General features: G+C 74.3%; 25 protein-coding genes and 1 tRNA gene. 16 read left to right on the plus strand and 10 right to left on the minus strand.

Annotated features, from left to right (window positions below):
• Positions 1-175 precede the first annotated feature (175 nt).
• The gene (locus ASG36_RS06610) at positions 176-760 is read left to right on the plus strand and encodes a hypothetical protein (RefSeq protein WP_055760974.1); all 585 of its coding nucleotides are present in this window, start codon (positions 176-178) and stop codon (positions 758-760) included.
• A gap of 33 nt (positions 761-793) precedes the next feature.
• Positions 794-1,555 carry an SDR family NAD(P)-dependent oxidoreductase gene (locus tag ASG36_RS06615; protein WP_055760977.1) on the plus strand — a complete coding sequence of 254 codons (762 nt, stop codon included), beginning with the start codon at positions 794-796 and terminating at the stop codon, positions 1,553-1,555.
• A 4-nt stretch (positions 1,556-1,559) separates the two neighbouring features.
• Here ASG36_RS06615 and ASG36_RS06620 read toward each other — a convergent pair whose 3' ends face one another.
• A complete protein-coding gene (locus ASG36_RS06620) occupies positions 1,560-2,264 on the minus strand; it encodes a (2Fe-2S)-binding protein (protein ID WP_235494648.1) in 705 nt (234 codons plus the stop codon).
• A gap of 109 nt (positions 2,265-2,373) precedes the next feature.
• On the opposite strand from ASG36_RS06620, the gene acs reads away from it, so the two are divergent.
• The 4 genes from acs to ASG36_RS06640 all read left to right on the plus strand — a co-directional run bounded on the left by acs (position 2,374) and on the right by ASG36_RS06640 (position 7,212).
• Entirely contained in the window at positions 2,374-4,341 is a 1,968-nt protein-coding gene (gene acs / locus ASG36_RS06625; RefSeq protein WP_055760979.1) for an acetate--CoA ligase, read from the plus strand.
• Positions 4,342-4,500: 159 nt separating this feature from the next.
• Positions 4,501-5,004: a phage holin family protein gene (locus ASG36_RS06630; RefSeq protein ID WP_055760982.1), complete on the plus strand. Its 504-nt coding sequence runs from the start codon at positions 4,501-4,503 to the stop codon at positions 5,002-5,004.
• A gap of 3 nt (positions 5,005-5,007) precedes the next feature.
• Positions 5,008-5,949, plus strand: a complete 942-nt coding sequence (locus tag ASG36_RS06635; RefSeq protein WP_055760985.1) for an alpha/beta fold hydrolase — start codon at positions 5,008-5,010, stop codon at positions 5,947-5,949.
• 213 nt (positions 5,950-6,162) lie between these two features.
• Positions 6,163-7,212 carry a type IV toxin-antitoxin system AbiEi family antitoxin domain-containing protein gene (locus tag ASG36_RS06640; protein WP_055760988.1) on the plus strand — a complete coding sequence of 350 codons (1,050 nt, stop codon included), beginning with the start codon at positions 6,163-6,165 and terminating at the stop codon, positions 7,210-7,212.
• Positions 7,213-7,316: 104 nt separating this feature from the next.
• Here ASG36_RS06640 and ASG36_RS06645 read toward each other — a convergent pair whose 3' ends face one another.
• Genes ASG36_RS06645 through nth form a run of 5 tightly spaced genes read right to left on the minus strand, consistent with a single transcriptional unit; the run spans position 7,317 to position 11,100 of the window.
• Positions 7,317-8,498, minus strand: a complete 1,182-nt coding sequence (locus ASG36_RS06645; protein WP_055760992.1) for a MarP family serine protease — start codon at positions 8,496-8,498, stop codon at positions 7,317-7,319.
• Positions 8,499-8,508: 10 nt separating this feature from the next.
• Positions 8,509-8,958, minus strand: coding sequence for a plastocyanin/azurin family copper-binding protein (locus ASG36_RS06650; RefSeq protein WP_055760996.1), 450 nt, complete (start codon positions 8,956-8,958; stop codon positions 8,509-8,511).
• The gene (locus ASG36_RS06655) at positions 8,955-9,719 is read right to left on the minus strand and encodes a CoA pyrophosphatase (protein WP_235494650.1); all 765 of its coding nucleotides are present in this window, start codon (positions 9,717-9,719) and stop codon (positions 8,955-8,957) included. The genes ASG36_RS06650 and ASG36_RS06655 overlap by 4 nt, the downstream gene beginning before the upstream one ends.
• Entirely contained in the window at positions 9,716-10,303 is a 588-nt protein-coding gene (locus ASG36_RS06660) for a TlpA disulfide reductase family protein (RefSeq protein ID WP_055760999.1), read from the minus strand. Before ASG36_RS06660 ends, ASG36_RS06655 begins: the two co-directional genes overlap by 4 nt.
• Positions 10,300-11,100 (minus strand): endonuclease III, encoded by an 801-nt coding sequence (gene nth, locus ASG36_RS06665; RefSeq protein WP_055761002.1) that lies wholly within the window; start codon positions 11,098-11,100, stop codon positions 10,300-10,302. Before nth ends, ASG36_RS06660 begins: the two co-directional genes overlap by 4 nt.
• A 162-nt stretch (positions 11,101-11,262) precedes the next feature.
• Here nth and ASG36_RS06670 point away from each other — a divergent pair, with 162 nt between their 5' ends.
• Positions 11,263-11,520, plus strand: coding sequence for a hypothetical protein (locus ASG36_RS06670; RefSeq protein ID WP_055762639.1), 258 nt, complete (start codon positions 11,263-11,265; stop codon positions 11,518-11,520).
• Positions 11,521-11,644: 124 nt separating this feature from the next.
• The gene (locus ASG36_RS06675; RefSeq protein ID WP_055761005.1) at positions 11,645-12,319 is read left to right on the plus strand and encodes a Crp/Fnr family transcriptional regulator; all 675 of its coding nucleotides are present in this window, start codon (positions 11,645-11,647) and stop codon (positions 12,317-12,319) included.
• Between the two features lie 60 nt (positions 12,320-12,379).
• On the opposite strand, the gene ASG36_RS06680 is transcribed toward ASG36_RS06675, so the two are convergent.
• The 3 genes from ASG36_RS06680 to ASG36_RS22280 are packed head-to-tail and all read right to left on the minus strand — an operon-like array spanning position 12,380 to position 13,828.
• Positions 12,380-13,174: an NUDIX domain-containing protein gene (locus ASG36_RS06680; protein ID WP_055761008.1), complete on the minus strand. Its 795-nt coding sequence runs from the start codon at positions 13,172-13,174 to the stop codon at positions 12,380-12,382.
• Positions 13,171-13,644: a RidA family protein gene (locus ASG36_RS06685; RefSeq protein ID WP_055761011.1), complete on the minus strand. Its 474-nt coding sequence runs from the start codon at positions 13,642-13,644 to the stop codon at positions 13,171-13,173. The genes ASG36_RS06680 and ASG36_RS06685 overlap by 4 nt, the downstream gene beginning before the upstream one ends.
• Before the next feature lie 10 nt (positions 13,645-13,654).
• Positions 13,655-13,828, minus strand: a complete 174-nt coding sequence (locus tag ASG36_RS22280) for a hypothetical protein (protein WP_200944350.1) — start codon at positions 13,826-13,828, stop codon at positions 13,655-13,657.
• 93 nt (positions 13,829-13,921) lie between these two features.
• Here ASG36_RS22280 and ASG36_RS06690 point away from each other — a divergent pair, with 93 nt between their 5' ends.
• The 3 genes from ASG36_RS06690 (at position 13,922) to ASG36_RS06700 (ending at position 18,526) form a co-directional block, all read left to right on the plus strand.
• Positions 13,922-14,914 carry an ArsA-related P-loop ATPase gene (locus ASG36_RS06690; RefSeq protein ID WP_055761016.1) on the plus strand — a complete coding sequence of 331 codons (993 nt, stop codon included), beginning with the start codon at positions 13,922-13,924 and terminating at the stop codon, positions 14,912-14,914.
• A complete protein-coding gene (locus tag ASG36_RS06695) occupies positions 14,911-16,119 on the plus strand; it encodes an ArsA family ATPase (protein ID WP_235494652.1) in 1,209 nt (402 codons plus the stop codon). Before ASG36_RS06690 ends, ASG36_RS06695 begins: the two co-directional genes overlap by 4 nt.
• A 109-nt stretch (positions 16,120-16,228) precedes the next feature.
• The gene (locus ASG36_RS06700) at positions 16,229-18,526 is read left to right on the plus strand and encodes a transglycosylase domain-containing protein (RefSeq protein ID WP_055761019.1); all 2,298 of its coding nucleotides are present in this window, start codon (positions 16,229-16,231) and stop codon (positions 18,524-18,526) included.
• A 72-nt stretch (positions 18,527-18,598) separates the two neighbouring features.
• Here the strand turns inward: ASG36_RS06700 and ASG36_RS06705 are convergent, their stop codons facing one another.
• The gene (locus ASG36_RS06705; RefSeq protein ID WP_055762645.1) at positions 18,599-19,054 is read right to left on the minus strand and encodes a GatB/YqeY domain-containing protein; all 456 of its coding nucleotides are present in this window, start codon (positions 19,052-19,054) and stop codon (positions 18,599-18,601) included.
• A 73-nt stretch (positions 19,055-19,127) separates the two neighbouring features.
• On the opposite strand from ASG36_RS06705, the gene ASG36_RS06710 reads away from it, so the two are divergent.
• The 5 genes from ASG36_RS06710 to ASG36_RS06730 all read left to right on the plus strand — a co-directional run bounded on the left by ASG36_RS06710 (position 19,128) and on the right by ASG36_RS06730 (position 24,038).
• Positions 19,128-20,039 carry a metallophosphoesterase gene (locus tag ASG36_RS06710; RefSeq protein ID WP_055761022.1) on the plus strand — a complete coding sequence of 304 codons (912 nt, stop codon included), beginning with the start codon at positions 19,128-19,130 and terminating at the stop codon, positions 20,037-20,039.
• Positions 20,040-20,089: 50 nt separating this feature from the next.
• Positions 20,090-20,166 (plus strand) — tRNA-Pro (locus ASG36_RS06715).
• An 80-nt stretch (positions 20,167-20,246) separates the two neighbouring features.
• Positions 20,247-21,590, plus strand: coding sequence for an amidase family protein (locus ASG36_RS06720; RefSeq protein WP_055761024.1), 1,344 nt, complete (start codon positions 20,247-20,249; stop codon positions 21,588-21,590).
• Between the two features lie 55 nt (positions 21,591-21,645).
• Positions 21,646-22,983 (plus strand): hemolysin family protein, encoded by a 1,338-nt coding sequence (locus tag ASG36_RS06725; protein WP_055761027.1) that lies wholly within the window; start codon positions 21,646-21,648, stop codon positions 22,981-22,983.
• A complete protein-coding gene (locus tag ASG36_RS06730) occupies positions 22,980-24,038 on the plus strand; it encodes a hemolysin family protein (protein WP_055761030.1) in 1,059 nt (352 codons plus the stop codon). The genes ASG36_RS06725 and ASG36_RS06730 overlap by 4 nt, the downstream gene beginning before the upstream one ends.
• Positions 24,039-24,061 lie beyond the last annotated feature (23 nt).

Here is a 24,061-nt window from a genome sequence, read left to right on the forward strand (position 1 = left end):
GTTGGTCGGGACGGGCGGAGGGGCCCGCAGCAGGCCCCGGCTGACCGGACAACGACAGCTGTGTCCGCGGGTGACGGACAACTCCGGGACTCGTGACGGATCGGTCCCGGGCGTTCGGCGTCGGCTACCGTCGGGGAGGACCGGCGGGTCCGTCCGCCCGGCCTGTGGAGGTCCCGTGGAACCCGTGCTGCTCCTGGTCCTGCTGATGCTGCTCGTGGCCGGCACCGTCGTCACCGGCACCGTGGTGGGCACCCGCCGCGCCGTCCGGGCGCTGCGGTCCAGCAGCACGGTGCGCCGGGCCGGCGAGCTGGGCGGCTACGCCACCCTCGCCGTCGGGGTCGCCCGACACCCCGCCCGGGTCGACCGAACCGCCGGCGTCCTGGCCGCCCGGGTGACCGCGGCGTCGGTGACCCTCCAGCGTGAGGTGGCCGTCGCCCGCCGGGCCGGAGCCCACCTGGGCGAGGTCCCCACCGTGCTCCCCCGGCTGGCCGACGAGGGCTTTGCACTGTCCCGCGCCCTGCGCCTGGTCACCACCACGGCCTCCGACCACTCCACCGAGCTCCACGAGGCCGCCCGCGCCCACCTCGCCGTGGTCGCCGACGTGACCGCCGCCGTCCGGGCCTCGACCGCCCTGCCGGCCGCGCTCGGCATCGGCGACGAGGCGGCCCGGGTCGCCGCCGACCTGAAGGCCTACGCCGGCGCCTACCGCGAGCTCGTCCGGCCCACCGAGGCATGGAAGCCGGGCGCCGCGGGCAGTTAGGTCGTACACGACCTACTTCGCGAGGAGCTCGACATGCCCGACCCCACCACCCCCCTCGACGGGAAGGTCGCCCTGGTCACCGGCGCCTCCTCCGGCATCGGCGAGGCCACGGCCCGCGCGCTGGCCGCCGCCGGGGCGTCCGTGGCCATCGGCGCCCGTCGTGCCGACCGGCTCGAGGCCCTCGCCCGAGAGCTGCGCGCCGAGGGCGCCACCGTGCTCACCGTCGACCTCGACGTCACCGACGAGGCGGCCTGCGCGGCCGCCGTCGCGCGCACCCGCGACGAGCTCGGTGGGCTCGACGTCGTCGTCAACTCCGCCGGCCTCATGCTGCTGGGCCCGATCGTGTCGGCCGACACCGAGGACTGGCGCCGGATGATCACCACCAACGTGCTGGGCACCATGTACGTCACCCACGCCGCGATCGAGGGCCTGGTCGCCCAGGGCTCGGGCGACGTGGTGAACATCAGCAGCGTCGCCGGGCGGGTCGCCCGGTCCGGTGCCGGGGTCTACAACGCCAGCAAGTGGGCGGTCAACGCCTTCTCCGAGTCCCTCCGCCAGGAGGTCACCGCCCAGGGCGTGCGGATCTCCCTGGTCGAGCCCGGCGCCGTGGACACCGAGCTCAACGACCAGATCACCAACGAGCAGGCCCGGAAGACGTCGAAGGAGAACTACGCGTCGATGCGCTCGCTGCAGGCCGAGGACGTCGCCCGGGCGATCCTCTACGTGGTCACCCAGCCGGCCGCGGTCGCCGTCAACGAGGTGCTCGTGCGCCCCACCGACCAGACCCAGCCCTGACCGGTCACCCCATCCGGGCGGCGGTGTCCTCCAGCAGGACCTGCCGCTCGGCGGCGTCCCGGCGCGGGCAGGACGTGCACAGCACCTCGTGCGGCACCCGCCAGATCTGACAGCACGACGCCCGCCGGGTGAACCGCCGGCCGCCCGCCTCGACGAACCTCGGGGCGGGCAGACCCGCCTCCCGGGCCAGCGGCCCGGCCAGGGCGGTGACCGCGCCGACGTCCCGCCGGGACCGGCCCAGCGCGAGCAGCTTGTTGGCCAGCGCGTCCGTGGCGATCGCCCGCAGCGGCGCCTCCCGCAGGCCGCCGGCCTCGGCCACGGTGGCCACGACCGCGGCCAGGGAGTCACGCAGCTCCACCACCACGTCCCCGGTGGCCGCCGTCGCGGTGGCCGCCCACGGCAGGTCCCCGACCACGTGCAGCGTGGTGTCCTCCAGCCGCGCCGACAACGCCCGGCCGGCCACCAGCCCGGCCAGCGCCGGACCCAGCAGCACCAGGGACGCCGAGTACCACCAGAGCGTGGCCAGCACCCGCCGGTCCGCGGTCCGGCCGGTCACCGCCTGGAGCTCCAGGTGCTCGGTGGTCCACGCGACGTCGGCCAACGCCGTCCCGGCCAGCGGCCGCGAGCCAGGGGGCACCAGCAGCCCGAGGGTGGCGGCGCCGGGGAACCGGGCCGCGACGGCCGTCTGGGCGTCGTCGGGCAGGGTCACCGGCCCAGTCTGACCGCCGACCTGCCGGTCGGCGCCCCGGCGCCCTAGGGTCGGACCCCAGGCAGCGTCGCCGGTCCCTCGCGCGACGCCGGAGACCCGAGGAGACGCCGTGAGCGAGACCGAGACCCAGGGCCTGTCCAGCGAGATCCCGGCCAGCGGCGTGTTCGACCCGCCCACCGCGCTGGCCGAGCACGCGAACGTCACCCAGGCCGACTACGACCGCGCCGCCGAGGACCGGCTGGGCTTCTGGGCCGACGCCGCCGGCCGCCTGGAGTGGTCGACGCCCTGGGAGGAGGTCCTGGACTGGACGAACCCGCCCTTCGCGAAGTGGTTCACCGGCGGCGAGCTCAACGTCGCGGTCAACTGCGTCGACCGGCACGTCACCGCCGGCAACGGCGACAAGGTGGCCTACCACTGGGTCGGTGAGCCCGGAGACACCCGCACCATCACCTACGCCCAGCTCAAGGACGAGGTCTCGAAGGCCGCCAACGCACTCACCGCGCTCGGCGTGCAGCCCGGCGACCGGGTCGCGGTCTACCTGCCGATGATCCCCGAGGCCGTGATCACCATGCTGGCCTGCGCCCGCATCGGCGCCGTCCACATGGTCGTGTTCGGCGGCTTCTCCCCCGACGCCCTGGCCTCCCGCATCGAGGACGCCGGCGCGAAGGTCGTCGTCACCGCCGACGGCGGCTTCCGCCGGGGAGCGCCCTCGGCGCTCAAGCCCGCGGTCGACGAGGCCCTGACCAAGGTCGCCGGCGTCGAGCACGTGCTGGTGGTCAAGCGCACCGAGCAGGACGTGGAGTGGACCGAGGGCCGCGACCAGTGGTGGCACGACCTCGTCGACGGCCAGTCCACCGAGCACGCGGCGCAGGCCTTCGACGCCGAGCACCCGCTCTACATCATGTACACGTCCGGGACGACGGCGAAGCCCAAGGGCATCCTGCACACCTCCGGCGGCTACCTCACCCAGGTGTCCTGGACGCACTGGGCGACCTTCGACCTCAAGGCCGACACCGACGTCTTCTGGTGCGCCGCGGACGTGGCCTGGGTGACCGGCCACTCCTACATCGTCTACGGCCCACTCTCCAACGGCGCCACCTCCGTGATGTACGAGGGCACCCCGGAGACCCCGCACCGCGGCCGCTGGTGGGAGATCGTGCAGGAGTACGGCGTCTCGATCCTCTACGCCGCCCCGACCGTCGTCCGCACCTTCATGAAGTGGGGCGCCGAGGAGCTCGAGCCCTTCGACCTGTCCACCCTGCGGGTGCTCGGCTCGGTCGGTGAGCCGATCAACCCCGAGGCGTGGCTCTGGTACCGCAAGAACGTCGGCGGCGGGACGGCGACGGTGGTCGACACCTGGTGGCAGACCGAGACCGGCGCGCACATGATCGCCCCGATGCCCGGCGTCGTGGCCACCAAGCCCGGCTCCGCGCAGCGCGCGATCCCCGGCATCTCGGCCGCCGTGGTCGACGAGGAGGGCAAGCCGATCGAGCCCGGCGCCACCGGCTACCTGGTGCTCACCGAGCCGTGGCCCGCGATGCTGCGCACGATCTGGGGCTCCGACGAGCGCTACGTGGAGACCTACTGGTCGCGCTACGGGAACAACGTCTACTTCGCCGGGGACGGCGCCAAGCTCGACGAGGACGGCGACATCTGGCTGCTCGGCCGGGTGGACGACGTGATGAACGTGTCCGGGCACCGCATCTCCACCACCGAGGTCGAGTCGGCCCTGGTCAGCCACCCGACAGTCGCCGAGGCCGCCGTCGTCGGGGCGACCGACCCGCAGACCGGCCAAGGCATCGTGGCCTTCGTGATCCTGCGCGGGGACGCCACCGACTCCGGTGAGGACCTGGTGAAGACCCTGCGTCAGCACGTCCGCAAGGAGATCGGCCCGATCGCCTCGCCGCGGCAGATCATGGTCGTGGCCGAGCTGCCCAAGACCCGCTCGGGCAAGATCATGCGCCGCCTGCTGCGCGACGTGGCCGAGAACCGCGAGCTCGGTGACGTCTCGACGCTCACCGACTCCTCGGTCATGGAGCTCATCGGCTCCAAGATGCCGAGCTCGACGGAGGACTGACCCGCGGATGGAGTGCCAGGGCGCGGTTTTCGCGTCCCTGGCACTCCATCAGGGGTGACCCCGCGGCTCGGGGCGCGCGGCGCACTGGCCGATGAGGCACGATCATGACCAGACCGGGGCCGACCCACGGCAGCACCCGCAGTACTCGAGGAGGACCCCGTGGCCCACAGCGCGCCGACGACCCGACTGTCCGGAGAGCCGGCCGGCCCGCAGGAGCCCTCCATCGGCTCTCTCGCGCAGAGCGCCATGGCCGACGTCTCCACCCTGATCCGCAGCGAGATCGAGCTGGCCAAGGCCGAGGTCGGCTCGTCGGTGAAGAAGGTCGGCATCGGCGGGGGGCTCATCGCGGCCGGCGCCGTGATGCTGGCCTTCGCCTCGATCTTCCTGTTCATCGGGCTGGCCGAGCTGATCACCTGGCTGGGGCTGCCCCGCTTCGTCTCCTACTTCATCGTCTTCGGCGCCCTGGTGCTCTTCGCCGCGCTCGCGATCATGGTCGGCGTCAAGCTCACCAAGAAGATGCGCAAGCCCGAGCGCACGATCGAGACGCTGAAGGACCTGCCCGACGTCATGCGCCGCGAGCTCCCCGGCCAGCGTCAGCGCGACCTGCCCGTGGTGCGCGACGGGCAGTTCGCCCGGCAGGACCCGCACTCCCGCCTGGGCTGACCGGTGACCGACGCCGGGGCCCCGCGGGTCCCGGACGGCGCCCCCGACGCGACCAGCGTGCTCCTGCCCGGGCCCTGGCGGCACCGTGACATCTCCGCCAACGGGGTCCGGTTGCACGCCGCCGAGGCCGGAGAGGGCCCGCTGGTCCTGCTGCTGCACGGGTACCCGCAGTTCTGGTGGGCCTGGCGGCACCAGCTGGTGGCCCTGGCCGACGCCGGGTTCCGGGCCGTCGCGGTCGACCTGCGCGGCTACGGCGGCAGCGACAAGCCCCCGCGTGGCTACGACCTGCCCACGCTGTCCGCCGACGTGGCCGCCGTCGTCCGGGCGCTGGGTGAGTCCGACGCCGTCGTCGTCGGGCACGACTGGGGCGGGCTGCTGGGCTGGACGATGGCCGCGCTGCACCCCCGCACGGTCCGCGGGCTGGTCGTCGTGTCCTCCGCACACCCCCGCGAGCTCCGCTCGGCGATGGCCTCAGGCGCCCAGCGCCGTGCCTCGCGGTACGCCCTGCGCTACCAGCTGCCCCGACTGCCCGAGCGCCGCCTGACCCGGGACGACGACGACCCGGTCGCCGAGCTGCTGCGCCGCTGGGCCGGCCCCGAGTGGGTGCACACCACCGACTTCGCCGAGGCCGTGGAGCGCTACCGGCAGGCCGCCCGGATCCCGCAGGCCGCCTACGGCGCGATGGAGTTCCACCGCTGGGCGTTCCGCTCCCAGCTGCGTCCGGACGGTCTGCGCTACGCCCGCCGGATGGCCGCCCCGGTCACCGCCCCCACCCTGCAGCTGCACGGCGCCCTCGACCGCTGCATCCTGCCCGCCACCGCCCACGGGTCCGGCCGCTACGTCGCCGGGGCCTACGAGTGGCGCGAGCTCCCCGGCATCGGCCACTTCCCCCACGAGGAGACCCCCGACGAGGTCAGCGCCGCCATCGCCGCCTGGGCCCGCTGACCCCCCTCCCCCCGGCTTCGATCAGCTCCGACGACCACCGTGCGTCCTCCTCCACCGACGTCGCCGGCGGAGGGTGCACGATGGTGGCTGAGGACGACGCGCGGCTACCCCACTCCCGCCCGGGCCGGCTGACCGCCGTCCACATCCGAGGGGCCCGTCCCCAGACCTCGACGTGAACCTCCACGGTGCCGTGCGGAACGCCACGCTGCCGACATGCACCCCCAGCTGCTGGCCGCGATGCTCCGACGCGGAGGCGTCTTCACCACCGCCGACGCCGTGGCCGTCGGGCACACCCGCCACTCCATCGCCGCCCTCGTCCGGTCGGGCGCGTGGCACGGCGTGCGCTTCGGCGTCTACACGACCGATCACGTGCGACGTCGGCACACGGACGCCGGGAGCCCGCACTGGCTGGCTGCTGCCGCCGTGCTGGCCCGACTGGGCCGTCCGAGCACGGTCCTGAGCCACGCGACGGCCGGCCGCCTGCACGACCTCGTACTCCCCCGGGACGCCGACACCCGGGTCACCCTGACCGATCCCGAGCGCTTCCGACTCGGCCGCGGCTACCGCGTGCTCGCCGCGCGCCTGCCCACCGGGGACGTCAGGACCCGCGATCCACTCCGACTCACCAGCGTCCGGCGCACCCTGCTCGACCTGGGCCGCGAGTGGGACGTCGTCGACACCGTGACCGCCCTGGACGACGCTCTCGCCGACGGTCGGATCACGCTGCAGGACCTGGTGGACGGCGTCCTCGAGCAGACGCACTGGGTCGGGGTGGGCAGCTCCGCGGGCGCGGTCGGGCTGGCCCGCGTCGGCGCCCACTCCCCCCTGGAGACCAGGACCCGGCTCGACCTGGTCGCGGCCGGCCTCCCCGAGCCGGTCCTGCAGGCCGCCGTCCTCCAGCACGACCGGCTGCTGGCGGTCCTGGACATGTGGTGGGAGGGCACGCCCGCGTTCGGCGAGTGCGACGGCCGGGTGAAGTGGACCGACCCGTGGCGGGGCCGGTCAGCAGCGGACGTCGCCTGGGAGGAGAAGCGCCGGCACGACGCGCTCGTGGACCTCGGCCTGGTCGGCGTCCGCTTCGCCCAGCCGGACCTGGGACGAGGTCTCGCTCCCAAGGTCGACCGACTGCGCAGCCTCCTGACCCAGCCGCTGGTGCTCCCGCCCGGCGTGCGCATCGAGCAGTGGCGAGGCGGAGTGCGCCGGGAGCCCCGAGCACGGCCGTGGACCGCCGACCCGGGCTCGTCCAGCTCGGCCGCGGCCTGACCCGCCCGTCCTCCTCCACCAGCGTGCGTCCTCAGCCGCCGATGTCGGTGGAGGAGGACGCACGGTGGTCGTCGGAGCTGATCAACGCCGGGGCGAGGGGTCCGTCACTCGCAGGGGCCGGTGTCGACGGGGGTGCGCGCGGTGCTGCCCGCGGCGGCGGCCTCGGCGACCTGGGCGCCGGTGAGGGCGTAGCCGGTGTCCGGGTCGTCGATGGCCGAGGCGAAGACGACGCCCAGCACGGTGCCGTCGGTGGCCAGCAGCGGGCCACCGGAGTTGCCGGCGCGCACCTGGCCGAAGAGCGCGTAGACGTCGCGGACGACGGTCTGCGAGGCGCGGAAGTCCGGGCCGCTGATGTCGCCGCGGTCGCGCACCCGGGCGGGGCCGACGTAGAGGCCGCCGCCACCGGGGTAGCCCATGATGATCGCGTCGGCGCCGGAGTCGGCCGGCTGCGCGGCGAAGGTCAACGGCACCTGGGGCAGGCCGGGCACGGCCAGCACGGCGACGTCGGTCTCCTCGTCGACGAACACCGGGACCGCGTCGTAGCTCTCGCCCTCGGCGTTGACCGTGGGCGAGGTGACGCCGGCCAGCACGTGGGCGTTGGTCATCACCCGCTCGTCGGCGTAGACGAAGCCCGAGCCGTCGATCTGCCGGGAGCAGGAGGAGGCGATGCCGCTGATCTGGACGACCGACCCGCGGACCTGGGTGACCACCGGGCTGGCGAGCAGGCCCTGGTCGGGGGCGGGCACGTCGCGCACCTGGGTGGGGGTGAGCGGGTCGAGCACGTCGGGCAGGCCGCGGCGGTCGATCGCCTCCCGCAGGGAGTCGTAGAGGGACCGGACGCCGTCGGGCACACCCTGGTCGACGGCCTGCACCAGCGTCGACTGGCGCACCTGGCTGGCCACCGCCGGGAACGCCGAGTTGGCCAGCGGGGTGGCCACCATCCAGGCGACCAGCAGCACGGCGACGGCGGAGATGAACGCCCCGGCCACCGAGTCGACGACCTTGGCCGGTTCCCAGGTGACCTTCCTGCGGATGGCCCGCCCGACCGCGCCGAACACCAGCTGGCCCAGCAGGGCCCCGGCGAGGACGACGACCAGCGCCACGAACACCCGGGCCAGGCTGGACCCGGAGACCTGGTCGGCCACCGGACCCGACAACTGCGCACCGGCCACGGCCCCGCCGAAGAACCCGACGAAGGACGCCGCCGAGACGATCAGCCCCTGCCGGAACCCCGACAGCGCGAACAGCAGGGCCAGCGCGATGAGCGCGAGGTCGACGAAGGACACGGCGGCGGGATCAGCCGCTGACGGTCATCGTGCCGACCTGGCCCAGAGCGGTGTGGAAGCTGCACTCGAAGGGGTGGTCGCCCGGCGTCGTCACGGTGAACTCGATCGTCTGGCTGTCGCCGGGGGCCAGGAGCGGGATCTGCTCGCTGATGTCCTCCACGCCAGCTCCCTCGGTGAAGAGGAAGTTGTGGGTCAGCTGGGTGGCGGTGTTGGTCACGGTCAGCCGCACCACCCCCGGGGCCACGGTGAAGGTGTTCGGGGTGAAGACGTAGTCGTCGCCGGTCTCCAGGGTGATCTCCTGGACGCCCGCCTCGTCGGTGGTCACGACCCCGACCCCGGCGTCGGGGGTGCGGGTCGCGTCCGGGGTCGCCGGGGTCTCGTTGGTGCAGCCGGCGAGCAGGCCGAGGGCGAGCAGCAGCGCCACGAGCACGGCGCGGGCGGAGCGCGGGGAAGCAGTCATCGCCGTCGGACCGTACGCGGCGCACCTGTGCGTCCGGGGGCCTCGGCGACCGTCGGCGCGGCGCGGTCGGCGGGCTCCTCGGTGACCTGCGCGTGCGCCCCGCGCACCCGCTCCTGCTCGGCGGCGAGCGGCCGCACGTCGGTCGCGTCCCAGGGCCGCTCGAGCCCGCAGGCGGTGAGGACGGCGTCGAGCACGCCGGCGGTGAAGCCCCACACGACCATCCCGGCCACGGCGAAGGCCGGCCCGACGTAGCCCGACGGGTGCCGCACCCGGAAGCGGTTCACCGGGTCGACCAGCGCCGCCAGGGGCACCCGGGCGACCTGGGCGACCTCGAACGGGTCGCCGGTCACCGTCTCGCGGGGGTCGTCCCACCACCCCACGACCGGGACGACGAGGTTGTCCGAGGGCCCCAGGAACAGCTCGGGCAGCGTGGCCAGCACCCGGACGTCGGCCGGGTCCACCCCGACCTCCTCGTGCGCCTCGCGCAGCGCCGTCCCCACCGGGTAGTCGTCGCCGGGGTCGACGCCGCCGCCGGGGAACGCCGGCTGGCCCGCGTGGGTGCGCAGCCGGTCGGACTTCTCGATCAGCAGCACGTCGGGCCCGGCCGGGCCGTGGCCGAAGAGGATCAGCACCGCCGACCGGCGGGCGCTGTCGGTGGCGTCGGCGCGCCGGTGCCGCAGCGGGAGGTCCGCCGCGCCGGTGACCAGCCGGCGGACGTGCTCGGGGACGCCGGTCAGATCGGGGTCGAGCAGCTCGGTCACAGCGTGACGCCCAGGTGGTCGGAGACGAGCTGTTCGAACTCAGCGAGCGAGTCCACCGGGCCGGTCTGGGTGTAGGCCAGCGTGCCGTCGGCGGCGAGGAAGAACGTGTAGGGCGCCCCGGGGAGGCCCTGCTCGGCCATGAGGTCGGCCTGCTGGTCGAACGCGTTGGGGAACGTCACCCCGGCGTCGGCGGCGAAGGAGTCGGCGGCGGTGAGGGTGTCGCGGCTGACGATGCCGAGGACCTGCACCTGGTCACCGGCCGCGTCGGCCAGCTCCTGCACCAGCGGCAACTCCTCGCGGCACGGCCCGCACCAGGAACCCCAGACGTTGACCACCGTGGGCACCCCGGGCGCCACGCCCAGGTCCAGCGTGCCGCCGCCGATGCAGTCGAAGGTCATCGGAGGGAGCGCGTCGGCGGTCGTGACGTCCGGCCCGTCCTGCTCGGGGCAGGGCTCCAGGGCGGTGTCCACCGCCTGGATGCCGGGGTCGGCCGTGGTGGGTGCGGTCGCACCGTCGTCCGACCCACCCGTGCAGCCGGAGAGCAGGCCCAGCGCGGCGACCAGGCCGACGGCCAGGCGCCTCACAGCGTGTCCGAGGCGGCCGGGCTCTTCACGAGCTTTCCCGCGGTCTCGGGGTCCATCGGCCCCGTGCCGTAGGACGGACACCAGCGGGCCAGCCCGCAGGCGCCGCAGGCCGGCTTCTTGGCGTGGCAGACCCGGCGCCCGTGGAAGATCACCCGGTGGGAGAAGTCGGTCCACTCCTTCTTCGGCACCAGCACGGCGACCCCGGTCTCGACCTTCACCGGGTCCTCCTCGGCGGTCCAGCCGAACCGGCGCACCAGCCGGCCGAAGTGGGTGTCCACCGTGAGACCGGGGACCCCGAAGGCATCGCCGAGCACCACGTTCGCGGTCTTGCGGCCGACCCCGGGCAGCGTCACCAGGTCGGCCAGCCGGCCGGGCACCTCGCCGTCGAACTGCTCCACGAGCGCCCGCCCCAGGCCCAGCACCGAGTTCGCCTTGGCCCGGTAGAAGCCGGTCGGCTTGAGGATGGTCTCCAGCTCCTCGCGATCGGCCCCGGCGTAGTCGGCGGCCGTGCGGTACCGGGCGAACAGCGTCGGGGTGACCGTGTTGACCGTGCGGTCGGTGGTCTGGGCGGACAGCACGGTGGCGACCAGCAGCTCCAACGGGGTGGTGAAGTCCAGCTCGCAGTGCGCGTCGGGGTGGATCACCGCCAGCTCGCGGGCCATCCGACGGGCCCTCCGGGTGCGGCCCAGCGACGTCTCGCCCGGGTCGTACGGGGACACACCCAGGCGGGCGGCCCGGGCGGCCCGCCGCGGGGGTGCCGGCGGTTCGGTGCGGGTCGGGGCGGCGGGGACGGACACGCGGTCGAGCGTAGGCCGGGGGGCCGACACGCACGGACCTGTCATGCTCGTCCCGGCAGGCCCACCCGTCACACCGGTGTCGCCTCCCGACCCGCCGACGTCGTCCGTCTCTCCCCCCGGGGACTGCCCCAGCCCCCGGAGACGCACGCCGAGGAGGTGCTGGTGGTCGCCCTCATCGTCATCCTGTTCCCCCCGCTGGTGATCGCCTTCCTGCTCGTCATGGAGCGGGTGGAGGAGCCGCTGCGGCGCCCGACGTCCCAGCGCCAGGTGGAGGAGTTCCTCGCCACGGCGACCCCCGCCGACGTCGACGAACTGGCCCACTCGGGCATCCGGCGCGCCATGGAGCGGTGGCGTGGCCGCCGGTCCGCGCGCACCGTCGAGGCCCGTCAGACCGCGCTCACCGCACCCGAGGCGGACTGACCGGTCCCACCCGGAGTGGGCACCGTGGTGACGCTCCGCATGGTGAGCGCGCCCACAGGCCCTAGACTGCCTGCGGACGTGGGTGATCTCTGCACCCACGACGACGTCGGTGAGAGGTGCGCTGGTGGACGAGGTCCTTGCCCAGTCCGGTCTGTTCCAGGGGCTGTCGGAGGAGGCTTCCGAGCCCACGGCGAGCGGGCTCGAGACGGTGTCGCTGCCCCGCGGCCGGGTCGTGTTCAACGAGGGCGAGCCCGGTGACAGCCTGTACGTGGTGCTGTCCGGGAAGATCAAGCTCTCCCGTCGCTCGCCCGACGGCCGGGAGAACGTGCTGGCCGTGATGGGCCCCTCCGACCAGTTCGGTGAGCTGTCGGTCTTCGACCCCGGCCCCCGCACGGCCACCGCGACCGCGGTGACCGACGTGCGGCTGGCCAAGATGCCGCAGGCGATGCTCCGCCCGTGGATCGAGGCACACCCCGAGGTGGGTGAGCGGCTGCTGCAGGTGCTCGCGCGCCGGCTGCGCCGCACCAACGACTCCGTCGCCGACCTGATCTTCACCGACGTCCCCGGCCGGGTGGCCAAGGCGCTGCTGCAGATGGCCGACCGGTTCGGCAGCCGCGAGTCCGACGGCCTTCGCGTCAAGCACGACCTGACCCAGGAGGAGCTCGCCCAGCTCGTCGGCGCCTCCCGCGAGACGGTGAACAAGGCGCTGGCCGACTTCGTGCACCGCGGCTGGATCCAGCTGCAGGGCAAGTCCGTCGTCGTCCTCGACGAGGAGCGCCTCCGCCGCCGCGCCCGCTGAGTCACGCACGACACGACGGCCCCCGCTCCGACCAGGAGCGGGGGCCGTCGTCGTCCAGGGTCAGGACGGGAGCGGCACCACGAGACGGATGCGGGTGCCGTCGGGGAGCACGGCCCAGCGCTGGCCCTCGTCGTCGTCCTCGAAGGTGGGGCTGATCGGTTCGAGCGGGTCCGGGGGGCAGCCGGCCAGCGCGGCGGCGACGTCGGGGAAGGCCTGCAGCTGGGTGAGGGTGTGGATCGTCGGCGGCAGCATCGGCCGGGTGCCGGCGGCGAGCTCGGCGAGAGCGGCGTCGGCGGTCAGCCAGGACACCTCGTCGGCCTCCCCGGACACGTCGCGCGCCTCCTGCCCCTCGGGCATGAGGGCGGCGAAGAACTTGGTGTCGTAGCGCCGGGTCTCCTGCGGCGGGGTGATCCAGTGCGCGTAGGGCCGCAGCAGGTCCGAGCGCAGGGCCAGGCCCCGCCGGCTCAACAGCTCCGAGAGCGCGATGTCCCGGGTGAGCAGGGCCTGCCGCTGGGCCTCCCACTCCTCCCCCGACACGTCGGGCACCACCCCGCCGGACTCGGGTCCGGCCAGCAGCACGCCGGCCTCCTCGAAGGTCTCCCGGACGGCGGCGCAGACCAGCTGGCGCGCCGTGGACGGGTCGCACCCCCAGGTCGTGGCCCACTCGGCCGGGCTGGGGCCGACCCAGGGGACGTCGGTGTCGGCGTCCCGGGGGTCGACCCCGCCGCCGATGTAGGCGGTCATGCCGCCGGCGAAGGGCATCCCCCGCGTGCGTCGCTGGAGGTGGACCTCCAGCCCGGTGTCGCCGTCCCGCAGCAGCAGCACCGTTGCGGCCTGGCGGATCGGCTGGGTCACCGGAGTTCGACGGTGAGCTCGACCTCGACCGGGGAGCCCAGGGGCAGCTCGGCGACCCCGACGGCGCTGCGGGCGTGCTTGCCGGCCTCGCCGAAGACCCGGCCCAGCAGCTCGCTGGCGCCGTTGACGACGCGGGGCTGGCCGGTGAAGCCCTCGGCGCTGGCCACGTACCCGACGACCCGGACGACGCGGGCGACGGAGTCGAGGCCGACCAGGTCGTCGACGGCGGCCAGCGCGTTCAGCGCGCAGACCTTCGCGTCATGGGCGGCGTCCTCGATCTCCACCGAGCCGCCGACCTTGCCGGTGCGGCGCAGGCCGCCGTCGACGAAGGGCAGCTGGCCGCTGGTCATCACCAGCTGCCCGGTGCGGACGGCGGGCACGTAGGAGGCGACCGGCGCGGCGACCGGCGGGAGCCGCAGCCCCAGCTCGGCGAGGCGGGCGTGCCAGCTCTGCGGCGTGCTCTCTGTCACGGCCGGCGCCTCAGGCGGAGGGCCGCTTGAGGTAGGCGACCAGCTGGTCGCCGCCACCGGGACCCGGGAGCACGGTGACCAGCTCCCAGCCGTCGACCCCCCAGGAGTCGAGGATGGCCTTGGTGTTGTGGGTGAGCAGCGGGATGGTCGCGTACTCCCACGTCCGTCGGGTCGACTCGGTCATGGGGCCGGACGCTAGCGCAGCGGCGGACCCGCGGCCCGGGCGCGGGGCGGTCCGAGCGGGCGGGACCCCGGTCCTCGCTCGTACGCTCGTCCGGTGAGCCTCGAGCCGTTCCCCGTGCGCTGCCACGTCGTGACCGGCAAGGGCGGGACCGGGAAGACGACGGTCGCGGCCGCCCTGGCCCTGGCGCTGGCCGCCGACGGGCGTTCCGTCCTGCTGGTGGAGACCGAGGGGCGGCAGGGCATCGCCCAGCTCTTCGACACCCCGCCGCTGCCCTACGAGGAGCGGCGGGTCGCCGTGGCCCGCGGGGGCGGTGAGGTCAAGGCGCTGGCCATCGACCTCGAGGAGGCGCTCCTGGAGTACCTGGAGCTCTTCTACTCGATGAAGCGGGCCGGGCGGGCGCTGCGCAAGATGGGCGCGATCGACTTTGCGACCACCATCGCCCCGGGGCTGCGCGACGTGCTCCTGACCGGCAAGGTCAAGGAGGCCGTCACCCGCCGGGTGGACGGCAGGCAGGTCTACGACGCCGTCGTCGTCGACGCCCCGCCGACCGGTCGCGTCACCCGGTTCCTCAACGTCACCGACGAGGTCGCCGGGCTGGCCCGCTCGGGGCCCATCAAGACCCAGAGCGACGGCGTGATGGCCGTGCTGCGCTCCCCCCAGACGGCGGTGCACCTGGTGACGCTGCTGGAGGAGATGCCGGTGCAGGAGACCGCCGACGCGATCACCGAGCTCGCCGCGACCGGCCTGCCCGTCGGGTCGGTGCTGGTCAACATGGCCACCGAGCCGCTGCTGCCGGCCTCGTCGCTGGCACGCGCCGCCGAGGGCCGGATCACCGCCGCCGAGCTCGCCCCCGCGCTCGCCGCCGGCGGGCTGCCCGCCGATCCGGCGATCGCCGAGGGCCTGGTCGTCGAGGCCGTCGAGCACGCCCGTCGCTGGCAGTCCCAGGACGCGCTGCGCGACCGGGTCGGGGAGATGGGCCGGCCCACCGTCGAGCTGCCGATGCTGGTCGGGCCGATCGACCTGGGCGCCCTGCACGAGCTCGCCGACCGCCTCAAGGCCCACCTGGCCCAGGGCGTCGCCGCGTGACCGCCCCCCGCACGGCCCCGGCGATGGACCTCGCCGCGATCGTCGCCGACCCGGCCACCCGCATCGTCGTGTGCTGCGGGGCCGGCGGGGTGGGCAAGACGACGACGTCGGCCGCCCTCGCGCTGGCCGCCGCGGAGGCCGGCCGCAAGGTGGTCGTGCTGACCATCGACCCGGCCCGCCGGCTGGCCCAGAGCCTGGGCCTGGAGGAGCTGGACAACGAGCCGCGGCGGGTCGTCGTCCCCGAGCTGGACGGCTCCGCGGGCGGCGAGCTGCACGCGATGATGCTGGACATGAAGCGGACCTTCGACGACATCGTCGCCGCTCACTCCACGCCCGAGCGGGCCGCCACGATCTTCGAGAACCCCTTCTACCAGGCGCTCTCCTCCTCCTTCGCCGGCACGCAGGAGTACATGGCGATGGAGAAGCTGGGCCAGCTGCGGGCCAGCGACGTGTGGGACCTGATCATCGTGGACACCCCGCCGTCCCGGTCGGCGCTGGACTTCCTGGACGCCCCGAACCGGATGAGCCGGTTCCTCGACGGCACCATGATCCGGCTGCTCACCGCCCCCGCCCGGGCCGGCGGCAAGGCCGGGTTGCGGATCGTCGGCGCCGGGTTCTCCTTCTTCAGCCGGATCATCTCCAAGATCCTCGGCGGGCAGCTGCTCAACGACATCTCCTCGTTCGTCTCCGCGCTGGACACCATGTTCGGCGGGTTCCGCGAGCGGGCGACGGCGACCTACGAGCTGCTCCGCCAGCCCGGCACCTCCTTCCTCGTCGTCGCCTCCCCCGAGCCCGACGCGCTGCGCGAGGCCTCCTACTTCGTCGACCGGTTGTCCGCCGAGGGCATGCCGCTGGCCGGGCTGGTGCTCAACCGCACCCACCCGCCGGCGACGACGGCGCTGTCGGCCACCCGGGCGGAGGCCGCCGCAGAGGCCGTCGCCGAGGGCGGGGGCAAGGGCGCGAAGCTGGCCGCCGGGGCGCTGCGGGTGCACGCCGAGCGGATGGCCCTCGCCGTGCGGGAGCAGCGGCTGGCCGACCGGTTCACCCACGCGCACCCCGAGGTCGCCGTCCGCACCGTGCCGGCAGCCGCCGGGGACGTGCACGACCTGGCCGACCTCCGGGTGATGGCCGGCGAGCTCACCGCACCCGACGGGGACACCCGCACCGGCACGCCGCGGACGAGGGTGCTGCCGGCCCGCCGCTGAGGCTGCTGTGCGGGGCCTGTGACGGGTGGGAACGAACCCACCGGACGGCTCTGCGCGTCCGGTGCGCGACACACCGGACGGACCCGTCCGACAGGTACCTTGGCCTGCGATGTCTGACACCGCTGCTTCCAAGGTCGGCGCCCTCGCCAAGCTCGTCGCGACGATCGTCGTGGCCGGAGCGCTGGTCGCCGGGATGATGCTCCCGTTCGTCGGCGGGACCGGGCTGGTCGCCCGGAACTCCGCCTCGCTGCTGGACGCGCTGCCGGTCGAGCTGACCGACCAGACGCCCAACGGCAACACCGTGGTGCTGGCCGCCGACGGGCAGCCGATCACGAACTTCTACACGAACAACCGCACCCCGGTGACCGCCGAGCAGATCTCGCCGATCATGAAGCAGGCGATCGTCGACATCGAGGACAGCCGCTTCTACAGCCACAACGGGCTGGACGTGCAGGGCACGCTGCGTGCGCTGGCGACCAACATCGCCGCCGGTGGCGTCGCCGAGGGCGGGTCGACCCTCACCCAGCAGCTGGTGAAGCAGACCCTGCTGCAGACCGCGGACACCGTCGAGGAGCGCGAGGCCGCCGACGAGCAGACCGTCGGCCGCAAGCTGCGCGAGGCCCGGCTGGCCCTCGCCCTGGAGGAGACCTACTCCAAGGACGAGATCCTCACCCGCTACCTGAACATCGCCTACTTCGGCGCCGGCGCCTACGGCATCCAGGCCGCCTCGCAGCGCTACTTCTCGGTCAACGCGGTCGACCTGAACCTGGCCCAGGCGTCGGTGCTCGCCGGTCTGGTGCAGAGCCCGACCGCCGACGACCCGCTGGCCAACCCGGAGAACGCGCAGATCCGGCGCGACCAGGTGCTCAACCGGATGTTCGACCTCGGCCACATCACCGAGCAGGAACTGGCCGACACCACCGCCTCCCCCGTCGTCACCGCCGAGAGCCAGCCCCCCGTCAACGGCTGCGCGAACGCCTCCCTGGGCGGGTACTTCTGCGACTACCTCGAGGGCTACCTGATCAACACCCTCGGGATGACGCAGGACCAGATCGACAACGGCGGGTTCGTCATCCAGTCGACGCTGCGCCCGGACATCCAGGCCTCCGGCGAGCAGGCCGTGCTGAACACCGTGGCCCTCGGCGACCCGCTGGTCGGCACGTTCACCGTCGTCCAGCCGGGCACCGGACACCTGCTGGCGATGGCCAACAACCGCCGGTTCGGGTGCGACGAGGCCGTCGACGCCGCCTGCGAGTCGGTGAACTTCAACGCCGTGGCCAGCAAGGGCGCGGGCTCGACCTACAAGGTCTTCACCGCCGCCGCCGCGCTGGAGCAGGGCTACTCGCAGTACTACTCGCTGACCACCTCCGACCCCTACGTGTCCAGCGTCTACCGCAACGGCGGGCGGGCCTACACGGTGCAGAACGCCGGCACCTACCCGGGCACGCTGGACCTGGAGCAGGCCCTGGTCCGCTCCTCCAACACCTACTTCGTGGCCCTCGAGGACCGGCTGGGCTCGGTCGAGGCCCCGGTGCGGATGGCCGAGCGGATGGGGATGAACTTCGACCGGGCCAACCAGACCCCGGCCGACCAGATCATCGCGGAGAACCAGGGGTCGTTCACCCTCGGGCCCTACGCCACCAGCCCGCTGGACCTGGCGTCGGCGTACTCCACGCTGGCGGCCAACGGCACCCAGTGCGACCCCAACCCGGTCACCTCGATCGTGGTCGCGCAGACCGGCGCCCCGGCCACGCTGCCCGACGGCACCCCGATCAACACCGCCGACCGGTGCACCCCCGAGGCCATCCCGTCCGGTGTCGCCACCACGATGAACCAGATCATGATCGGTGACACCCAGGCCTCCTACGGCACCGGCCGTCGGGCCGCGGTCCCCGGCCACCAGATCGCCGGCAAGACCGGGACGGCGCAGGGCAACGTGTCGGTGAGCTTCATCGGCTCGACCCCGCAGTACACCGCCAGCGTCATGGTCTTCAACCCGATCGGGAACCAGAACGTCGGCGGCTTCGGTGGCAACAAGCCCGCCGAGATCTTCAACGACGCGATGGCGCCGATCCTGGCCAACGAGCCCTCGGTCGACTTCCCGCAGGCCGACGCGGGCGTGCAGAACGGCAACACCCGCGCGGTGCCGTCCTGCTCCTCGGTCAGCGCCTGCCAGTCGGCGATCACCGGCGCGGAGCTGACCTACGGCGGCCAGCAGAGCGTGGACTCCGACCAGCCCGCGGGCACCGTCGTCGGGCTCAACCCGTCGGCGGGCAACCGCATCCAGGCCGGCGCCCGCGTCACGGTGCTGGTGAGCAACGGCTCGCAGGTCGCTCCCCCGGCGGCCGAGCAGCCGCCGGCCGACCCGAACGCCCCGGACACCAACGGGGACGGTCAGCCGGGCTGATCCCGGCGGCACGAGGAACGGCCGAGGGCCGGTCGACCAGGTGGTCGACCGGCCCTCGGCGTCTGCGGGGTCCTACGAGGCGAGCTGCCGGCGGACCTCGGCGGCCACCCGGCCACCCTCGGCGCGCCCGGCGACCTGGCCGTTGGCCCGGCCCATGACCTTCCCCATGTCGCCCATCCCGCTCGCCCCGGTCGCGGCGACGACCTCGGTGACGATGGCGGCGATCTCCTCGTCGGAGAGCTGGGTGGGCAGGTAGCCGGCGAGCACCTGGCCCTCGGCCTCCTCGCGGGCGGCCTGCTCGGCCCGGCCGGCGCCGCCGAAGGCCTCCGCGGCCTCCTTGCGCTTCTTCGCCTCGCGGCGCAGCACCGCCTGCACCTCGTCGTCGGACAGCTCGCGCGCGGCCTTGCCGGAGACCTCCTCGGCGCTGACGGCGGACAGCACCATGCGCAGCGTGGCGGTGCGCAGCTCGTCCCGGGCCTTCATGGCGGTGGTCAGGTCGTCGCGGAGGGTCTGCTTGAGGTCGGACACGCCCACCAGCCTGTCACGCGGACGACGCCGTCCGCACCGCAGTCGCACCGCCCGCGCGACATAGGCTGACCCGATGCGCCCCGCTCTCGCCGTCCCCGCGGCCGTCCTGGCGACCGGTGCCGCCACGGTCGGCTACGCGTCGCTGATCGAGCGCACCCACTGGACGCTGCGTCGCTTCGACGTCCCCGTGCTGCCCCCGGGCCAACGGCCGCTGACCGTGCTGCAGATCAGCGACATCCACATGACCGCCGGTCAGCGGTCCAAGCAGGAGTGGATCGCCGGGCTCGCCGCCCTGGACCCCGACCTCGTGGTCACCACCGGGGACAACCTGGCCGGCCACGACGCCGTCGGGCCCACGCTGCGCGCGCTGGACCCGCTGCTGGACAAGCCGGGGGCCTTCGTCCTGGCCAGCAACGACTACTTCGCGCCCAGGCCGAAGAACCCGTTCAAGTACTTCTTCCCCGGCCACAAGCGGGTGCACGGCGAGTGGCTGCCGTGGGAGTCGCTGCGCGACGGCAAGACCGACCGGGGCTGGCTGGACCTGGACAACGCCCGTGGCGAGCTGACGGTCGACGGCCGCCGGATCGTGTTCGCCGGGCTGGACGACCCGCACGTCAAGCGCGACCGCTACGACGACGTCGCCGGGCCGGCCGACCCCACCGCCGACCTGCGCATCGGGCTGGTGCACGCCCCCGAGCCGCGGGTGCTGGACCGCTTCGCCGCCGACGGCTGGGACCTGCTGCTGTGCGGGCACACCCACGGCGGGCAGCTGCGGGTGCCGTTCTACGGCGCGCTGGTGACCAACTGCGGCATCGACCGGGACCGCTGCCGGTGGCTGCACCGCTGGGCCGAGCCGACCGACGCGCACCCCACCGGCACGTGGCTGCACGTCTCCGCCGGGCTCGGGACCAGCCCGTACGCGCCGGTCCGCTTCGCCTGTCCGCCCGAGGCCACGCTGCTGACCCTGGTCGCCCGGGAGCCCTGAGGACCGCCGTCGGCGCACCGGCAGCCGTCGGCTAGGCTGTCGGAGGACCTCGGGGTGTGGCGCAGCTTGGTAGCGCGCGTCGTTCGGGACGACGAGGCCGCAGGTTCAAATCCTGTCACCCCGACCACCACCGCAAGGCCCGCCCTCACCGGCGGGCCTTGTGGCGTTCCAGGGGCAGGACGGCGCCACCCGTCGTACCGTGCCCCGGTGACCCGCCTGGACCGTCTCGACCTGTCCCGGTCCCGCGGCGGGAGCGCCGCCGAGCGGCTCTCCGCCGCCGCCGCCCGGGCCCACGCGGTGGGCCACCTCGGGGCGTTCATCACCGTGGTCGACCCCGACTCGACCGACCCGGGCCACCCCGAGGGCGTGCTGGCCGGCGTCCCGATCGCGGTCAAGGACAACCTGGACACCGCCGACCTGCCCACCACCGGCGGCACCCCGGCGCTGCACGAGTCGCAGCCGGGGCGCGACCACCACGCGGTGGCGATGCTGCGGGAGGCCGGTGCGACCGTCGTCGGCAAGACCAACCTGCACGAGCTGGCCTTCGGCATCACCGGCAACAACGCCGCCTACGGCCCGGCCCGCAACCCGCACGACCCCGACCGGGTGGCCGGCGGCTCGTCCGGGGGGTCGGCGATCGCCGTCGCCACCGGGGTCACGGCCGTCGCGCTGGGCACCGACACCGGCGGGTCGCTGCGGGTCCCCGCCTCGTTCTGCGGCATCGTCGGGTTCCGGCCCACCACCGGGCGGTGGGGCAGCGGCCGCACCGTGCCGCTCTCGGGCACCCGGGACACCGCCGGTGCACTGGCCACCACCGTCGCCGACGTCGTCCTGCTCGACCAGGTCGTGACCGGGGACGGCCCGACCACGGTGCCCACGGCCCGGGCCCTGCGCCTGGGCGTCCCGCTCCCCGGCTTCTTCGACGGCCTGCACCCGGAGGTCTCCGACCGGGTCGGGGAGGCACTGGACCGGCTGGCCGACGCCGGGGTGGAGCTGGTCGAGGTCGACGTCGCCGGCGGGCACGAGCTCGACGCCCGCTGCGGGTTCCCGATCGTCTTCCACGAGGTGGTCCGCGAGCTGCCCCGCTACCTGGCCTCGCTGCCCGAGGGCCCGACCCTGGAGGAGGTGCTGGCCCAGGTGGCCTCCCCCGACGTCCGCGGCGCGCTGGAGCACGCCCTCGCCGCACCGGTGCCCGAGGACGCGTACACCGAGTGCCTGCAGCTGCGCGAGCAGCTCCGCGAGGCCTACGACCACGCCCTGAGGACGGCGGACGGCGGGCGGCTCGACGCCCTGGTCTACCCGACCGTCCCGCTGCCCGCCCCGCCGGTGGGCGACGACGTGACCACCGACCTGGCCGGCCGCGACGTGCCGGTCTTCGCCACCGTCGTGCAGAACACCGCCCCCGGGTCGACCGCCGGGATGCCCGCGCTGAGCCTGCCGTGCGGGACGACGTCGGCCGGCCTGCCGGTGGGCCTGTCGCTGGAGTCCCTCCCCGGTGCCGACGGCGCCCTGCTCGCCGCGGCCCGGCGGGTGGAGCAGCTGCTGTCCTGAACGCCACACCCGGTCGACGCGCGGTTGCGGCGCGCAACCCGCACGCTGGGCCTCGATGACCGAGTGGCTGCTGTTGCTCGCCGCGGTCGTGCTGACCGTGTTGACGGGCTTCTTCGTCGCCGCCGAGTTCTCCTTCACCACCGTCGACCGCGGGCAGGCCGAGCAGGCCGCCGCCGAGGGCCGCCGGGGTGCCGCGGGCACGGTGACCGCGCTGCAGGGCCTGTCCACCCAGCTCTCGGCCGCCCAGCTGGGCATCACGATCACCACGCTGCTGGTCGGCTACCTGGCCGAGCCGGCGATCGGCGGGCTGCTCGAGGGGCCGCTGGGCGCCCTCGGGCTCAACGAGGGCACGGTCACCGCGGTCGCCGTCGTCCTGGGCATCGCGCTGGCCACCACGCTGCAGATGCTCATCGGCGAGCTCGGCCCGAAGAACCTGGCCATCGCCAGTCCGCTCGCGGTGGCCGGGTTCGTCGCCCCCGGGATGCGGGCGTTCACCACCGTCTTCGGCTTCCTGGTCCGCGCGCTGCAGCGGCTGGCCAACGCCATCGTCCGCAAGCTGGGCTTCGAGCCGCGCGAGGAGCTCGACAGCGCCCGCGGCGCCGGTGAGCTGGCCTCGGTGGCCCGCCGCTCGGCCGAGGAGGGCGACCTCTCCCCCACCGCGGCCCGCCTGCTGGACCGCTCGCTGGGCCTGCGGGAGAAGCTCGCCACCGACGTGATGACCCCGCGGACCCGGCTGGTCACCCTGCCCGACACCGCGACCGCCGCCGACGTCATCGCCGCCGCCATCGCCTCGGGCAACAGCCGCTTCCCGGTCTGGCACTCGAACCTGGACGACGTCACGGGCCTGGTGCACGTGAAGAAGGCCGTCGCGGTCCCCGAGGACGAGCGGGCCACCCGGACCGCCGGTGAGCTCGCCAGCCCGGTGCTCGCCGTCCCCAGCTCGCTGCACCTGGACCCGTTGCTGGACCTGCTCCGCGAGGAGGGCCTGCAGCTGGCCCTGGTCGTCGACGAGTGGGGCGCCACGCACGGCATCGTGACCCTGGAGGACATCGTCGAGGAGCTGGTCGGGGAGATCGCCGACGAGACCGACCGCCCGCTGCGCCAGCTGCGCCGCCGCGGGGAGGGCTGGGAGGTCTCCGGGCTGCTGCGCCCCGACGAGGTGCGCGAGCGCACCGGGGTCGCCGTCCCCGAGGGGCGCTACGAGACCGTCGCCGGGTTCGTCACCCAGCGGCTGGCCCGGCTGCCTGCCGTCGGGGACTCCGTCGAGCTGGACGGCCACCGGCTCACCGTCGCCCGGCTCGAGGGCCGTCGGGTGGCGGTCCTGCACGCCGACCCGGTGCCCACCGGGGACGACGACCTGCCCGCCCGCCAGCACGAGGTGGCGCAGGCGTGAGCGATGCCGTGGCACTGCTCGTGCTGGTCGCCCTGCTGCTGGGCAACGCGTTCTTCGTGGCCGCGGAGTTCGCGCTCGTCTCGGCCCGGGTCGACCAGATCGAGCCCCGGGCCACCGCGGGCTCGGCGCGGGCGCAGAAGACGCTGACCGCGATGCGGAACGTGTCGCAGATGATGGCCGGAGCGCAGCTGGGCATCACCCTGTGCTCGCTGGGCCTGGGGGCGGTCGGCGAACCCGCGGTGGCGCACCTGATCGAGGTGCCGCTGGAGAGCGCCGGCGTGCCCGAGGGCCTGCTGCACCCCATCGCGCTGGTGGTGGCCCTGTCGATCGTGACGGTGCTGCACATGGTGCTCGGGGAGATGGTGCCCAAGAACATCACCATCGCCGGCCCGGACCGCGCCGCGATCGCCCTGGGCCCGCCGATGGCGAGGGTCGTCACGGTGCTCAAGCCGCTGATCTGGTTCTTCAACACCCTGGCCAACGCCTTCGTGCGCCTGTTCGGGGTGCAGCCCACCGACGAGGTGGCCGCGAGCTTCGACAGCTCGGAGATCCGCTCGATGATCACCCAGTCGCGCAGCCAGGGCCTGCTCGGCGACGAGGTCGGCGAGCTGGCGGCCGGGGCGCTGGGCTTCGAGACCCACGACGCCCGGTCGGTGCTGCTGCCCACCGACGAGCTGGTGACCGTGACCCGCGAGGCCACCCCGCGGGACCTGGAACGCGCGGTCGGCGAGCACGGCTTCAGCCGCTACCCGGTGCTCGACGCCGCCGGTGACTGGCTGGGCTACGTGCACGTCAAGGACGTGCTGGGCGTGACCGAGCGGGACGACCCGTTCCCCGACGCGGCGCTGGAGCACTTCGTCGAGCTCTCCCCCGACGAGCCGCTCCCCGAGGTGCTGCAGGCGATGCGCGAGGCCGGGGTGCACCTGGGCCGGGTGGTCGAGGACGGCGACGTGCTCGGCGTCGTGGCGCTGGAGGACGTGCTCGAGCAGCTGATCGGCGACGTGCGGGACGCCTCGGTCGAGGACCGGGCGCCGACCACCTCCGGCCGCAGCTGACCACCCGGGGCAGGATGGGCGCC

The sequence above is a fragment of the Geodermatophilus sp. Leaf369 genome (genome assembly GCF_001424455.1).
Taxonomy (GTDB): Bacteria; Actinomycetota; Actinomycetes; order Mycobacteriales; family Geodermatophilaceae; genus Klenkia.